Annotated in this window: 16 protein-coding genes; 14 read left to right on the forward strand and 2 right to left on the reverse strand. The window is 42.9% G+C overall.

Going from position 1 to position 13,942, the window contains the following annotated elements; all coding sequences use genetic code 11:
* Positions 1–118: 118 nt before the first annotated feature.
* The gene (locus FD724_RS07955) at positions 119–913 is read right to left on the reverse strand and encodes a MinD/ParA family protein (RefSeq protein WP_179072225.1); all 795 of its coding nucleotides are present in this window, start codon (positions 911–913) and stop codon (positions 119–121) included.
* Positions 914–956: 43 nt separating this feature from the next.
* A complete protein-coding gene (locus tag FD724_RS07960) occupies positions 957–2,018 on the reverse strand; it encodes a DUF3365 domain-containing protein (RefSeq protein WP_179072226.1) in 1,062 nt (353 codons plus the stop codon).
* 435 nt (positions 2,019–2,453) lie between these two features.
* Here FD724_RS07960 and FD724_RS07965 point away from each other — a divergent pair, with 435 nt between their 5' ends.
* The 14 genes from FD724_RS07965 (at position 2,454) to FD724_RS08030 (ending at position 13,925) form a co-directional block, all read left to right on the forward strand.
* A complete protein-coding gene (locus FD724_RS07965) occupies positions 2,454–2,693 on the forward strand; it encodes a CTB family bacteriocin (protein WP_179072227.1) in 240 nt (79 codons plus the stop codon).
* Positions 2,694–2,778: 85 nt separating this feature from the next.
* Positions 2,779–3,018, forward strand: coding sequence for a CTB family bacteriocin (locus FD724_RS07970; RefSeq protein WP_179072228.1), 240 nt, complete (start codon positions 2,779–2,781; stop codon positions 3,016–3,018).
* A gap of 87 nt (positions 3,019–3,105) precedes the next feature.
* Positions 3,106–3,345 carry a CTB family bacteriocin gene (locus FD724_RS07975; protein ID WP_179072229.1) on the forward strand — a complete coding sequence of 80 codons (240 nt, stop codon included), beginning with the start codon at positions 3,106–3,108 and terminating at the stop codon, positions 3,343–3,345.
* Positions 3,346–3,433: 88 nt separating this feature from the next.
* Positions 3,434–3,673, forward strand: a complete 240-nt coding sequence (locus FD724_RS07980) for a CTB family bacteriocin (protein ID WP_114085750.1) — start codon at positions 3,434–3,436, stop codon at positions 3,671–3,673.
* A gap of 94 nt (positions 3,674–3,767) precedes the next feature.
* Positions 3,768–4,007, forward strand: a complete 240-nt coding sequence (locus FD724_RS07985; protein WP_179072230.1) for a CTB family bacteriocin — start codon at positions 3,768–3,770, stop codon at positions 4,005–4,007.
* A 52-nt stretch (positions 4,008–4,059) separates the two neighbouring features.
* Positions 4,060–4,302 carry a CTB family bacteriocin gene (locus tag FD724_RS07990; RefSeq protein ID WP_179072231.1) on the forward strand — a complete coding sequence of 81 codons (243 nt, stop codon included), beginning with the start codon at positions 4,060–4,062 and terminating at the stop codon, positions 4,300–4,302.
* A 64-nt stretch (positions 4,303–4,366) separates the two neighbouring features.
* Entirely contained in the window at positions 4,367–4,627 is a 261-nt protein-coding gene (locus tag FD724_RS07995) for a CTB family bacteriocin (RefSeq protein ID WP_114085747.1), read from the forward strand.
* A 29-nt stretch (positions 4,628–4,656) separates the two neighbouring features.
* The gene (locus tag FD724_RS08000) at positions 4,657–4,896 is read left to right on the forward strand and encodes a hypothetical protein (RefSeq protein ID WP_114085746.1); all 240 of its coding nucleotides are present in this window, start codon (positions 4,657–4,659) and stop codon (positions 4,894–4,896) included.
* A 50-nt stretch (positions 4,897–4,946) separates the two neighbouring features.
* On the forward strand, positions 4,947–5,318 hold the full coding sequence (locus FD724_RS08005) for a hypothetical protein (RefSeq protein ID WP_179072232.1): 372 nt from the start codon (positions 4,947–4,949) through the stop codon (positions 5,316–5,318).
* A gap of 134 nt (positions 5,319–5,452) precedes the next feature.
* Entirely contained in the window at positions 5,453–5,686 is a 234-nt protein-coding gene (locus FD724_RS08010) for a bacteriocin (RefSeq protein WP_179072233.1), read from the forward strand.
* Between the two features lie 187 nt (positions 5,687–5,873).
* Positions 5,874–6,971, forward strand: a complete 1,098-nt coding sequence (locus FD724_RS08015; protein ID WP_114085743.1) for a cyclic nucleotide-binding domain-containing protein — start codon at positions 5,874–5,876, stop codon at positions 6,969–6,971.
* 152 nt (positions 6,972–7,123) lie between these two features.
* The gene (locus FD724_RS08020; RefSeq protein WP_179072234.1) at positions 7,124–8,566 is read left to right on the forward strand and encodes an NHLP bacteriocin system secretion protein; all 1,443 of its coding nucleotides are present in this window, start codon (positions 7,124–7,126) and stop codon (positions 8,564–8,566) included.
* A 2-nt stretch (positions 8,567–8,568) separates the two neighbouring features.
* Complete coding sequence (locus FD724_RS08025) at positions 8,569–10,812, forward strand: NHLP family bacteriocin export ABC transporter peptidase/permease/ATPase subunit (RefSeq protein ID WP_372726506.1); 2,244 nt, start codon at positions 8,569–8,571, stop codon at positions 10,810–10,812.
* A 185-nt stretch (positions 10,813–10,997) separates the two neighbouring features.
* Positions 10,998–13,925 (forward strand): NHLP bacteriocin export ABC transporter permease/ATPase subunit, encoded by a 2,928-nt coding sequence (locus FD724_RS08030; RefSeq protein ID WP_179072235.1) that lies wholly within the window; start codon positions 10,998–11,000, stop codon positions 13,923–13,925.
* Positions 13,926–13,942: the final 17 nt, after the last annotated feature.

A 13,942-nucleotide genomic window follows, 5' to 3' on the forward strand; every position in this document is an offset into this window, starting at 1 on the left:
AGCTTACACGTAGGGAATTACGAATTAGGGTAGCTCTGAGCAATAATACTGCTCCAGTTAATGCACTCGTCTAGTTTCCAAATCTGTCACCCTAGTACCCACCCTTGATAACTAACGCTTATTTGGCAAACAATCTGACTCCAGAACCAGTGATTTGTTTAGCAATCGCACTAATTTTTTGAGTCCATGAATGATCTGGATACCGTAAACAGAAGATTCCACCACTCCCTAATTCAAACATCTCTTCACAAACAGGGAGTATTCCAGCAACAGGGGTTTTGTAGGTATTCTCCACTCGTTTGCCTAACTCTTTGAAATCTAAAGATGGCAGAGCTTTGTTAATCACTATTAGCATTTTAGGTACTTCTAGCTTACGAGCAACATCTATCGCCACTGCTGTACCTTGATAATCTTGTTTATCTGGACGGAGAATCAGCACCAAGACATCAGAAAGAATAATAGATAGCAATGTTTCTTCGTTAATGCCAGGATGAGTATCGATCAACAGATAGTCAAGTTTTAAACGACGAACTAGATTATGTAAACCATCATTAAGCCGACGTGCATCATAGCCCTCGCGCAAGATTCGAGAAATGTCACTCATCTTAATGCTGGAAGGAATTAGATGAACACTTCCCTGACGACCAAAAAATGTTTGCTTTTGTTTGAGAACGGCGCTAACATCATAAACGGCTTCTTCAATTTGACAACGACCCCAAAGATAATCGTTCAATGTATAGCGGATTCGTTCTTGTTCAAGACCAAATAGAACGTGGATTCCAGGAGATTGGATATCTGTATCAACTATCCCAACTCGCTTTCCAGAACGAGCAATTAGGGCAGCAAGATTACTCGTAACATTTGACTTACCAGTTCCGCCTCGAAATGAGTGAATAGAAATAATTTCAGACATAATAAATCCTCAATACTAATTTTTAATTCGTAATTTTTAATTATTAATTTGGAGTATTCCGTTTATTTCTGATTTCTTTTGCCTCCTCCTGCAATTTTAGAAATGTTTTTGATTCAGCAATTTCTGCAACTTCACGCGCACGTTTAGCTTCATCAACTTCTATACGCAGTGTATGCAACTGTTGTCTGAAATGTTGTTCACGGGCAGAAATTTCATGCACCATGCGTTGAAAAACTCGTCCTAATTGTCCTAACTCATCATGACGTTGCACAATCGATGTTAGCTTTTCACGATCGTACTCTTGCGCTTCCTCGACACTAATTTCATTCATACTAATTTTCTGAGCAAGTTGAGCCATTGGTTTAAGCGGTTGTAGTACATTTCGCTTTAACAAATAATTAATGAGCAAAATCATGATGGCGAAGATCGTAATAAATAAGCTAATGAATAGAACAAAAGCACGATGAGCATCCTCAAAGACTTGCTTGGCAGGAATATAAATAATTTGTGTACCTAAAATTTCATTGAGTTTCCACCCAAAGCCATTTTCTGAACCATAACTAGCAATCTGACTTTTTGGAGCAACTTCAGGAGTGCTATGACAGCGTAGACATGTTGGATTATTAATGGAAAATGGACGAGCGTTATAAAACATTTTCTCGTCATAAGAGTCATGAAAACCGGATATGTTTTTCAACCCTGGTTCCTTGCGAAACCGTTCGATAAGTTCCGTTTCAAATGCATCTGCTTTATCTCGTAAGTTAGTCGGGTTTAGGTTGGCATCTTTGTATAAAAAATCTTTAAAATCTTCGTTTTTCCGAAGATTGTCAAACACTTCTCTTACTGCAAAGCTAGGAACAATTTCAGGGATAAATGTGGCTTGAGTATCCAGCATTGGTGTCAAAATAGGATTGATACGCGTGTGAGTATAGTTCCTCACTGAGTTCATAGTTTCTGCAATAACTTGGCTACGATAAGCAATTTCGGCTTCTGCTTTTTGCTCAAGTGCATGAGATAAAGCAAAACCACTAACTGCGATCGCACCGATGAACACCAGTAATAAAAGTAAAGTAAATTTAGTTGCTAATTTGAATCTATTAAACATTGTTGTTTGAGTTTTTATTTACAACATTGCTAGAGACTGATAACTATAATTTCTTAATTTAGTTGAGTTAGTGATGGATGTAGAATACTCTCATTTATTGGGTTCGACCCTAGTTTTGCATTCGTGCTTCTACGTTTAGTCATACTACGATATTGCAGTGAAATGCCACATCTGCAAGCAAATCCATGACTTTTGTAGTAACTAGCTTGGTTAGCCTATGACGAAAGTCTTACCTATTGCCCAATACTATATAGCGAAAGTTAGACCACATCTACTTACTTCGCTTAGGTAAAATACTAGACGTTTTTCAGATGTACATAACTAAGTTGATTTCGTATTCTAGAGACATCAAGCGAGGGAAGCGGTAAGCGACTAACCAGCAAATCACTCTTTCTGCTTGATGCAACACACATTACACATTAAGGAAAAAAGATCATGTCTGACAACATTCAACCCATAGAATTATCTTCTGAAGAATTGGACAACGTTGCTGGTGGTGCTTTTAGCTTTGTCGATGCTGACAACTACAACGCAATTGATCAGCAAGCTGGTGCAACTGTTATCGGCGCTAATGGCGGTATTAGTTCTTTGAACACTCAGCAAACTGCTGTATCTCATCAAAGTTTGCACGAAATCAAAGCAACTGGTTTCTTTCCTTCCACTCTTGAAAGTTAGTAACAGAGCAGTAATTACACAGAGCAGAACTCAATAAAGCATTCTGCTTGATACAACACACATTACACATTAAGGAGAAAACATCATGTCTGACAACATTAAGCCCGTAGAATTATCTGCTGAAGAATTGGACAATGTAGCTGGTGGTGCTTTTAGCTTTGTCGATGCTGACAACTACAACGCAATTGATCAGCAAGCTGGTGCAACTGTTCTCGGCGCTAATGGCGGTATTAGTTCTTTGAACACTCAGCAAACTGCTGTATCTCATCAAAGTTTGCATGAAGTTAAAGCAACTGGCTTGTTTCCTTACACTCTTGAGAACTAGTAACAGAACACTAATTACACAGAGCAGAACTCAATAAAGCGTTCTGCTTGATAAACCATACACATTACACATTAAGGAGAAAAGATCATGTCTGACAACATTAAGCCCGTAGAATTATCTGCTGAAGAATTGGACAACGTTGCTGGTGGTGCTTTTAGCTTCGTCGATGCTCACAACTTCAATGCATTGGATCAGCAAACTGGTGGAACCGTTCTTGGTGCGAATGGCGGTATTGGATCTTTCACCGCTCAACAAACTGCTGTATCTCAACAAGATTTGCACGAAATCAAAGCAACTGGCTTGTTTCCTTCCACTCTTGAAAAGTAGTAACTAATTGCACAGGGCAGAACTCAGTAAAGCAGCTTGCTTGATAGAACACACATTAAACACATTACACATTTAAGGAGAAAACATCATGTCTGACAACATTAAACCCGTGGAATTATCTGCTGAAGAATTGGACAACGTTGCTGGTGGTGCTTTTAGCTTCGTCGATGCTCACAACTTCAATGCATTGGATCAGCAAACTGGTGGAACCGTTCTTGGTGCGAATGGCGGTATTGGATCTTTCACCGCTCAACAAACTGCTGTATCTCAACAAGATTTGCACGAAATCAAAGCAACTGGCTTCTTTCCTCCCACTCTTGCTAGTTAGTAACAGACTACTAAGTACACAAACTAGAACTCTATAAAGCGTTCTGCTTGATAGAACACACATTAAACACATTACACATTAAGGAGAAAACATCATGTCTGACAACATTCAACCCATAGAATTATCTGCTGAAGAATTGGACAACGTTGCTGGTGGTGCTTTTAGCTTTGTCGATGCTGACAACTACAACGCGTTGGATCAGCAAGCTGGTGCAACTGTTATCGGTGCTAATGGCGGTATTAGTTCTTTGAATACTCAGCAAACTGCTGTATCTCATCAAAGTTTGCACGAAATCAAAGCAACTGGCTTGTTTCCTTCCACTCTTGAGAGTTAATCACAGTTTTATTTGAGATAACACACACATTACACATTAAGGAGAAAACATCATGTCTGACAACATTAAACCCTTAGAATTATCTTCTGAAGAATTGGACAACGTTGCTGGTGGTGCTTTTAGCTTTGTCGATGCTGACAACTACAACGCATTGGATCAGCAAGCTGGTGCAACTGTTATCGGCGCTAATGGCGGTATTAGTTCTTTGAATACTCAGCAAACTGCTATATCTCATCAAAGTTTGCACGAAATCAAAGCAACTGGTGTCATTCCTCCCACTCTTGAAAGTTACTAACCAGAACTTAATAAAGCGTTCTGCTTGATAAATCATACACATCATAAATTAAGGAAAAAACATCATGCCTGACGACATTAAACCCGTAGAATTATCTGCTGAAGAATTGGACAACGTTGCTGGTGGTGCTTTTAGCTTTGTTGATGCTCACAACTTCAACTTTTCGGATAAGCAAAGTAGTGCAGTGATTATCGGTGCTGATGGTGGCATTGCATCCTTCAACAGTCAGGAAACTACTATATCTCAACAAGATTTGCACGAAATCAAATTCACTGGAGAAGAATTTCCTAGCGGAATTCCTAGTAATTTATTTCTAGGCTCATAATCAACACCACAAGGAGAACGACAACGATCATGGAAAATGTGCAGCCTAATGAAATGCTGGAACTATCCAATCAAGAACTTGATTATATTGCCGGTGGCGCAACTAGCGATGTCTTTGGAACAAACGCAAATGCTATAGATTCTCAGTTTGGTTTTGTGGAAATTCCTAAAGAAGGCGGCATTAAGAGCGTTACCTTTCAAGTAAGCGTTTTCTCTGAGCAAGACCTTAGAGAGTTTAAGGAAGCTGGTATTTCTAGCCCTGAAGCTTGATCTGGATTTCTCGGTTTGACGAATTTCGGGAGCAGGAGGGGTTGTTAACCATGAGCCTAGCAGCCAATCAGTTAACTCCCTCCGCCTTATTTAACTTTAACACGTGGGGTCAAGGAGCTTCTATGTCAGGTGACGAAATTACTCCGAATGATGAAGCGATCGAACTATCAGATGAAGAGTTAGACGATGTAGCTGGTGGTTTCAATTTGCAGTTTACATCTATACGATCTCATAGATCGACAAGGGGATTTAGCCAACAATCATCACGAAGAGGAGGGTTTCACTCAAAACGGTCGGCTTTTCATGCAGAGACAACAGACTCTTCTGTGTTCCACCTCTCCATCACCGACGCGACAACAGAGGATCTAAAAGTTCTTGGTGAGTTGTTTGGAGATATATCTGCGATCGAAGGTTCTACATAAACGGAGTTTCTCAAATCAATCAATTGCAGTTGAGCAAAAGTCCAACTGCTTTCTGAAATTATTCTTGTGTGATTAATAATTTCACTTTCATAAAATTAGGTCCATTTAGTAATAAATGAAATGACAAGGAAAAAATGGCAATGGAAAACAAAAAGCAAAATGAATCACAAGAGCTATCGGCTCAAGAACTCGCAAATATTTCGGGTGGTATTGCCGTAGGTGAGCATTATCCAGGTGAGTATCCTATGGATGAGAAATATAACAATCTGTCTGAAGCGATCGCAAAAAAGTTTGAGAATATAAAGCTTCCTGATTGGAATGACAATAAACCAATAAGTGTTGAGCCGAATGAAGGTCGCGGTGATTGATGCTAAAAACCTATAGCAACTCATCAACCTAGTTAATCGCGCAATGGGGAGTTAAACAATTCAAAATTCAAAATTGCGGAAAGTCTCAGTTAAGGCTTCCCTATATCTGAACCATAAATTAAATTACGAATTACGAATTACCCGTCTCCATTTCTCTCCCGTTAGCAGAACACAAGGAAGTTAAATTATGACAGAAGTTCTACTTAAGGAACTGACAAATAGCGATATTGACTGGATCTTGGCAACGGGTCAAAGAGAAGAAATTACTGCTGGTACGACCCTCATCCGCCAAGGAACACCTGTTGATGCCCTCTATATTTTGCTTGATGGTGCATTAAGCGTTTCTGTCGCTCAGGCTGACGATAATCCTATTGGTCGGGCATTTGCCGCCCTTGAAGGTGGCGAACTATCAGGACGAGAGGTTGCACTGCTGGCAAATGGTGAAGTTGTAGGAGAAATGCCTTTTTTAGCCTCCTACCAGTCTTCCACTACGGTCAAAGCTGCTAGAAAGTCGCTTGTGTTGATGATTCCTCAGCAGCAATTGATTCAAAAATTGCAAGAAGATGTCACATTTGCAGCCCATTTTTATCGAGCGATCGCAGTTCTACTTGCTCACCGATTAGAGCAGATGATGGGTCAAATAGGCCAAAGCACAGTCGTGCTTTTTCAGCCCCAAATTCGAGAAATCTTATTTACATTTGCAGAATTAAATGATAGCGATATTGGTTGGATGATTGTTGCAGGCAATGCCATGAGACTTCCTGCGGGAACGGTGTTGTTTCAAGCCGGAAGGCCCGTTGACGCTCTCTATATTTTATTAGATGGGAAGATGGTGGCTTCGATTGCTGAAGATACAAGCAATCCTCTCACCCGCGCCTTTTCAACTTTAGAACAGACAGATCATATCGAACGGGAGTTTGCTCAATTATCGCGGGGTGACATAGTTGGCGAAACGCCCTTTGTCGAAGCCAGTCCACCTGCGATGACAATTCGGGCGGTTGAGGATGCGACTGTGTTATCGATTCCCAGATGGCGACTTTCTGCCAAATTGTTACACGATGTGGGTTTTGCTGCCCGATTTTATCGAGTCTTAGCGATTTTGTTAGCAGATAAACAGCAAGGAATCATCAATAGTCTGGGTTACGGCAGGATTAACTATAGCTCAGGTAAATCTTTAGATGAACGCTTGACTTATGAAGATGAACTAAGTTCTAGCTTTTTGGCTCAAGTGACACTGGCTGGGACTCGATTTGATTGGATGCTGAAGCAGATTCGTGGGAATTAGGTCATTTGTCATTTGTCATTGGTCATTTGTCATTGGGCATAGGTTATTAATTCTTCTCTCTGATTTTCCCCGGCTTCCTTTGCTCCCCCAATTCCCCATTCCCAATTCCCAATTCCTAATATACAAATTTCTACAACTTGAATGGAGTCAGTATGGTAACGACCAACAAAAGCAATCTATTCCGCAAAGAAGCACTCGATCGTTTATCCTCACCGGAGCGGCTCGATCAACTTATGCAGGTGGTTCAACCAAAGAAGTGGATTCCGTTAACTGCGATGGGATCTCTAATTGCCGTTGGACTTGTTTGGAGTGTTTTTGGTCGCATTCCCATTACTGTAGCTGGACAAGGCGTAGTGGTTTTTCCTAGCAAAGTAGTTGGATTCCAGTCTCCTAGTTCCGGGCAGATTCTCATGCTTTTTGTTCGTACAGGCGATGAGGTGAAGAAAGGACAGGTACTAGCGACAATCGACCAAACTGAACTTCAAGATAAGTTGAAACTTGCACGAGTCAAACTTGCTCAACTTCAGGAACAAGACCAAAATGCCAATTCTCTGCAACTTCAGCGAACGGTTTTAGATAAGGGTGCAATTGGGCAACAACGTCAAGCACTTCTGCAAACTCTCAAGACAACCCAATCACTAACGCCAATTCTCAGAAGTAAAGGTCTGGAGTCGATTCGGCAAGAGCGTCAGAACTTACAGGAACAGTTGCAGACAACGCGAGATTTGATGCCCACGTTCAAAGAACGATTTGACATTCGCCAAAAGTTACGTGAAGAAGGAGCAGTTTCGAGCGATACCGTTCTTCAGGCGCAACAGGAATTTCTCAATAGTAAAACTAGAATCAATGAAATCGAATCGCAACTGAAACAACTTAATGTTAAAGAAGCGGATGCAGAACGAGAATTTTTAGCAAATATCAACTCAACTAAAGAACTGCAAGCACAGTTAGCAGTATTAGATAGTAAGTTTGCTGGGCAAGCAGAACAAGATTTAGCTATTTCTACTAATCGCAGAAAAGAAATTCAAGACACCCAGCGAGCGATCGCAGAATTAAAATTAGAAATCAAAGCAAACAGCCAGGTTACTAGCAATTTCAATGGACGAATTCTCGAACTTTCTGCTGTTCCAGGACAAACCCTGGAAAAAGGCGCTCGCATTGGCACAATCGAAGCTAGAGACTCTGGGAATAAGTTAGTTGGGGTGGCATTCTTCCCAGTCAGCGAAGGCAAAAAGATTCAAAAAGGTATGGAGTTGCAAGTCACTCCTTCGACCGTTAAACGAGAACGCTTTGGTGGTATTATCGGGAAAGTCACAAGTATTTCTGCATTTCCGGTTAGTAAGGAAAGCGCATCAAGTGTTGTCGGTGGTCTAGAAGTTTTACAAGGGTTAACCACAGAAGGCGCACAAATTCAAGTTTTTGCGGAACTTGAGCCAGATCCTTCGACTAAAAGCCGTTTTCGGTGGTCATCCTCTAAAGGGCCAAATAGCCAAGTTACACCGGGAACCACGACCTCAGTGCGCGTGAAAGTGGATGAACAATCCCCGATTTCCTTTGTGTTTCCGATTCTGCGATCGTGGAGTGGAATGTATTGATTATGCGGCAAATTCAATCACAAATTGGGCTTAGATTAAAAAAAATTCAACGACTCTTCAGCCGTCCCGATCGCCGTCGTCGGACTCCCACCCTCTTACAAATGGAGGCAGTAGAATGCGGTGCAGCCGCACTGGGAATTATTTTAGGCTACTACGATCGCATTGTCCCCCTTGCAGAACTCCGTCAAGCTTGTGGTGTTTCACGGGATGGCAGTAAAGCATCTAATATTCTCAATGCGGCTCGCAGCTATGGATTGCAGGCAAAAGGCTTTAAGGTCGATTTGGCTGGGTTACGCAAACTGCAATGTCCTTATATTGTCTTTTGGAATTTCAACCATTTTCTAATCGTCGAAGGATTTGCCAAAGACAAAGTTTATCTTAACGATCCTGCCACCGGACCACGTACAGTATCGCTCCCAGAATTCGATCAGTCTTTTACCGGGGTAGTACTAGTTGGTGAACCGAGTGCAGAATTCCAGCCAGGAGGACGGAAACCGAGCCTGACATTATCCTTATGGGATCGATTGCAGAGTTCTCTGGGAGCGTTGGTTTATTGTGTCATCGCTGGCTTGCTGTTAGTGATTCCCGGATTAGCCATCCCTGCGTTCTCCCAAGCCTTTGTTGATAATGTCTTGATTGAAGGCAGAAGTGATTGGTTGCGACCATTAATTTTAGGGATGATCCTCACAGCTATTTTGAATGGTTTTCTCACATTGCTTCAGCTGCAATTTCTGCGACGCATGAAAATTAAGCTAGCTGTGGGGATGTCTAGCCGATTTTTGTGGCATATTCTGCGGCTACCAGTGAGTTTTTACGATCAGCGATTTGCCGGAGAAATTAGCAGCCGTGTCCGCCTCAACGATAGTTTGGCGAATCTGCTTTCAGGAAGATTAGCGACGACAGTAATCTCAGCCTTCACCGTTGTCTTTTATGCCGCAGTCATGTTGCAATATGATGTCGTTCTCACTGCGATCGGCATTGCCTTTGTAATCGTGAATGTCAGCGTGTGGCGATGGGTTTCACGTCAGCGTGTCGATGCCAACTTGCGATTAATGCAAGAACAAGGCAAAGTCAATGGGGTAGCGATTTCTGGACTGCAAAGTATGGAAACGCTCAAAGCATCCGGGCTAGAGTCAGAATTCTTTTCGCGCTGGGCAGGTTATTACGCTAAGGCAATTAATGCCCGCCAAGAAATGGATACGACTAATCAAAACCTGGGTGTGTTGCCATCATTTCTCACCTCCATTACATCCATGCTTTTGCTAGCGGTGGGAGGGCTACGGGTAATGGATGGCGTACTCAGTATTGGGATGCTGATTGCCTTTCAAGCCTTGATGCAAAGATTTTTAGAGCCTGTAAATAATCTGGTGAGTTTAGCGGGTGAACTCCAGGAAATGGAAGGCAATTTGGGTCGGTTAGATGATGTGTTACGCAATCCCATCGATCCTGCCGTAGAGCGAGACATTAGTATATCGGCAACTCAACTACCTGCTGCAAACGTTCGGCTTCAGGGTTATGTTGAACTTCGTAATATCACCTTTGGCTATAACCGCTCCGCACCGCCCTTAATCGAAAATTTCAGTCTTTCACTTAAACCCGGTCAACGAGTTGCTTTAGTGGGTGGCAGTGGTTCGGGTAAGTCAACCGTTGCCAAGCTGGTATGTGGATTATACGAACAGTGGGCGGGAGAGATTTTATTTGATGGTAAACCCAGAAAACACATTCCGCGATCAATTCTCACTAATTCAATTGCGCTTGTTGAGCAGGATATTTCGCTATTTGCGGGCACTGTGCGCGACAATCTTACACTTTGGGATTCGACTGTTCCTTTTAGTAACTTGGTTCGCGCTTGTAAAGATGCCGCTATTCAGGATGTAGTACTTTCCATGCCTGGAGGTTACAACGCTGACCTCGCAGAAGGGGCATCTAATTTGAGCGGTGGACAGCGACAAAGATTAGAAATTGCCCGCACTTTAGTGAATAATCCGGCAATTTTGGTGATGGATGAAGCGACCAGTGCGCTCGATTCCGAGGCAGAAAAAACGATCGATCAGAGACTTCGGGAGCGTGGCTGTACTTGTGTAATTGTGGCGCATCGGTTAAGCACAATTCGGGATTGTGACGAAATTATTGTTTTCGATCGCGGCAAGGTAGTGCAACGGGGTAGCCATGAAGAATTGCAGAGGGTTGAAGGTAAGTATTTGCAATTGATTCGCAGTGAAGGGGAAGCAGTTCAGGAAGAGTGAAATATACCTATAAAATCTCTTTTTTCTCTCCGCGTCCTCTGCGTCTCTGCGGTTAAAAAGTCTTTTATTTAACCACAGAGGCGCAGAGAACACAGAGTTAAGAGGTTAGCAAAATTTTTATCCACAATTACTTTATTTATTGAACCGCCAAGCCTTTGTATTAATTTTATGGAGCAGGAATATATATGTTAGATCAAATTCGCAGCGCCACCCTGCCGGGAGAGTACTATCACTTCAAAGGCAATGAGCCAATTATTCTCAATGACCCGAAGACGATTTGGATCGTAAAATCGGGTTCATTGGCGGTGTTTGCGATTCCGGTGAAAGAGGGAATTGCTGAGGGAAGTCGCCGCTATTTATTTACTACCCGAACTAGACAGGCAATGTTTGGCATCATTAGTGATTCTCAGCCGATACCGTATCAACTGCTGGCGGTGTCGATTGAAGAAACGGAACTTATGAAAGTTTCAAGGAAAGATTTTCGGGAATTTATTAGCGATCGCAATGGCGAAGCCGTAACTTTAATAGAGGGATGGATTGAGCAACTAGGATTGGCGCTGTCTTCTATTACTCCACCTGGACTGCCGTTTCAAGAAGAAGGGGTTCGCTATTTCTCACTCAGCAATGGTCAGATTTTCCAACCACAGCGAGAGCTGGTATCCTGGGTACAAATTCAGCGTGGTTACGCGGTTTGGATGGGGTTTGAGCAACTGTTAGTTATGCCTCAATCAGGATTGGTGCCGTTGAGTGCAGATATGTGGTTTCAAGCTGAAGATACAACCGAGCTAGAAATCCTAACTACGTCTGAGATTGAGGATGCTAATACTCTGTTGAGGGGGATTTTCCAAATTCAAGTCTACTTTCTTCAGAGCCTTTTTCTTCTGGAACAGCAGGAAAAAGCGGTAGAATTAAACCGATTTCAAGAACGGCAACACCTCAACGATCATGTAATGAAGGAGACGCTGGGCGAGTTAGCCTCGTTGCTGCAATCTCCGCAAATTGCCGCTTCTGCTCAAATTGAAGCCAATGATTTTGACCAAGCTTTGCTCATCGCTGCGGGTGCTGTGGGGCGGACTTTAGGTGTGACGATTCGACCACCAGCCAAGTCTGAAGACCTGAAACGAGTTCAAGATCCGCTACAAGCGATCGCTCGTGCTTCTCGTTTACGAACCCGAACGATCGCTTTACAGGGTCAATGGTGGAAGAAGGATTGCGGTGCGATGCTGGCTTACACGCTAGAAGATAACAATCCTGTGGCGCTGTTACCTGTATCTGATACCCGCTATGAAATTTTTGATCCAATTAAGCGATCGCGCACTCCGGTTAATGCTAAAACTGCGATTAAACTGGCGCTGACTGGCTATACCTTCTATCGCCCATTACCTGATAAAGTCCTCACCACCATCGATTTACTGAAATTTGCTCTCCAAGGACACTACAAGGAATTGTTGATTGTCTTGGCTGCGGGTATGGCGACGAGTTTATTAGGAATGATCGTCCCCCAAGCTATGGCAATCTTGATTGACAGTGCCATTCCTGATGCCAATCGCGGTTTATTACTGCAAATTGCCTTAGCGCTGCTAGCAACTGCATTTGGTAGCACCTTGTTTCAACTTGCCCAAGGCTTTGCAATCATGCGCGTGGAAACCTTTGCTGATGCTTCCACGCAAGCAGCAGTCTGGGATCGGTTATTGAATCTAAAAGCATCATTCTTCCGTCAGTACTCAACTGGAGATTTGAACTCACGGGTAAGCGCCATTAGCCAAATCCGCCAAAAGCTCAGTAGCACTGTTCTCAGAAGCATTTTCACCAGTTTGTTTGCGTTTTTAAATTTAGGACTGCTTTTTTATTACAACGGTTCGCTAGCATTGATTGCCACTCTTGTTGCTTTTGTCAACATTACTATTACTCTGGTTTCGGGAATTTACACTCTGCGGAAGGTTCGTCCCTTACTAGAGTTACAAGGGCAACTCTCAGGGGTAATGGTGCAGTTAATCAACGGCGTTAGCAAATTACGAGTTGCAGGCGCAGAAGCCCGCGCCTTTGCTTTTTGGGGAAAACAGTACAGTCAGCAAATTAAATGGATGCTGAGTACCCAAGGCATTGAAGATGCTCTAGCTGTGATTAATAAAATCTTACCTGTATTGACTACAGCAATCCTTTTCTGGTTCGCCAGCAGTTTACTTCAGCAAGCCAATTCCCCAGAAGGTGGTTTATCTACAGGTGTATTTTTAGCATTTAATGCGGCATTTGGCACATTTATCGGTGGGGCTACCAGTCTTAGCGGCACAATTATAGATGTTTTACAAGTGATTCCTTTGTGGGAACGAGCGCAGCCGATTCTCGAATCCAAACCGGAAGTAGACTCGGAAAAAGCTGATCCAGGTCGGCTTTCTGGACGAGTGGTTGTAGATCATGTAATTTTCCGGTATCGAGATGACGGGCCTTTGACATTGGATGATGTTAGCATCCATGCGGAACCTGGCGAATTTATCGCTTTTGTCGGAGCTTCGGGGAGTGGAAAATCAACGCTGTTCCGATTATTACTGGGGTTTGATGTCCCGGAATCTGGCACGATTTATTACGACGGACAAGATTTAACGGGTTTAGATATTCATGCAGTGCGTCGGCAATTAGGAGTTGTGATGCAAAATAGCCGATTGACATCTGCTTCCATCTTTGAAAATATCGCCAGTGGAGCAATGATCTCGATGGATGAAGCGTGGGAAGCCGCACGGATGGCTGGCTTTGCTGAAGATGTCGAATCGATGCCAATGGGAATGCACACAGTAATTAGTGAAGGAGGAACCAATATTTCTGGAGGGCAACGCCAGCGATTATTGATTGCCCGATCGCTAGTATTAAAACCCAAAATCTTGTTATTTGATGAAGCCACCAGTGCCTTAGATAACCGCACTCAAGCGATCGTCAGTCAAAGTTTAGAGCGTTTGAAGGTGACACGGATTGCGATCGCTCACCGTCTGAGTACCATTCGCAACGCCGATCGCATCTATGTATTCGAGAATGGTCGTGTAGTCCAAGAAGGCAGTTTTGATCAACTCGCCAATCAACCAGGATTGTTTGCCCAACTGATGGCACGACAAAAGCTTTAAAATCACAAATGAAGGAG

The sequence above is a fragment of the Nostoc sp. C057 genome (genome assembly GCF_013393925.1).
Classification (GTDB): Bacteria; Cyanobacteriota; Cyanobacteriia; order Cyanobacteriales; family Nostocaceae; genus Nostoc; species Nostoc muscorum_A.

Bases quoted from the DNA above. Each gene is read 5' to 3' on its own strand.
- FD724_RS08010 (WP_179072233.1), top strand. From the start codon at position 5,453: ATGGCAATGGAAAACAAAAAGCAAAATGAATCACAAGAGCTATCGGCT.
- FD724_RS07965 (WP_179072227.1), top strand. From the start codon at position 2,454: ATGTCTGACAACATTCAACCCATAGAATTATCTTCTGAAGAATTGGAC.
- FD724_RS08025 (WP_372726506.1), top strand. From the start codon at position 8,569: ATGCGGCAAATTCAATCACAAATTGGGCTTAGATTAAAAAAAATTCAA.
- FD724_RS08030 (WP_179072235.1), top strand. From the start codon at position 10,998: ATGTTAGATCAAATTCGCAGCGCCACCCTGCCGGGAGAGTACTATCAC.
- FD724_RS07955 (WP_179072225.1), bottom strand. From the start codon at position 913: ATGTCTGAAATTATTTCTATTCACTCATTTCGAGGCGGAACTGGTAAG.
- FD724_RS07985 (WP_179072230.1), top strand. From the start codon at position 3,768: ATGTCTGACAACATTCAACCCATAGAATTATCTGCTGAAGAATTGGAC.
- FD724_RS08000 (WP_114085746.1), top strand. From the start codon at position 4,657: ATGGAAAATGTGCAGCCTAATGAAATGCTGGAACTATCCAATCAAGAA.
- FD724_RS07995 (WP_114085747.1), top strand. From the start codon at position 4,367: ATGCCTGACGACATTAAACCCGTAGAATTATCTGCTGAAGAATTGGAC.
- FD724_RS08005 (WP_179072232.1), top strand. From the start codon at position 4,947: ATGAGCCTAGCAGCCAATCAGTTAACTCCCTCCGCCTTATTTAACTTT.
- FD724_RS07980 (WP_114085750.1), top strand. From the start codon at position 3,434: ATGTCTGACAACATTAAACCCGTGGAATTATCTGCTGAAGAATTGGAC.
- FD724_RS07960 (WP_179072226.1), bottom strand. From the start codon at position 2,018: ATGTTTAATAGATTCAAATTAGCAACTAAATTTACTTTACTTTTATTA.
- FD724_RS07970 (WP_179072228.1), top strand. From the start codon at position 2,779: ATGTCTGACAACATTAAGCCCGTAGAATTATCTGCTGAAGAATTGGAC.
- FD724_RS07975 (WP_179072229.1), top strand. From the start codon at position 3,106: ATGTCTGACAACATTAAGCCCGTAGAATTATCTGCTGAAGAATTGGAC.
- FD724_RS08020 (WP_179072234.1), top strand. From the start codon at position 7,124: ATGGTAACGACCAACAAAAGCAATCTATTCCGCAAAGAAGCACTCGAT.
- FD724_RS07990 (WP_179072231.1), top strand. From the start codon at position 4,060: ATGTCTGACAACATTAAACCCTTAGAATTATCTTCTGAAGAATTGGAC.
- FD724_RS08015 (WP_114085743.1), top strand. From the start codon at position 5,874: ATGACAGAAGTTCTACTTAAGGAACTGACAAATAGCGATATTGACTGG.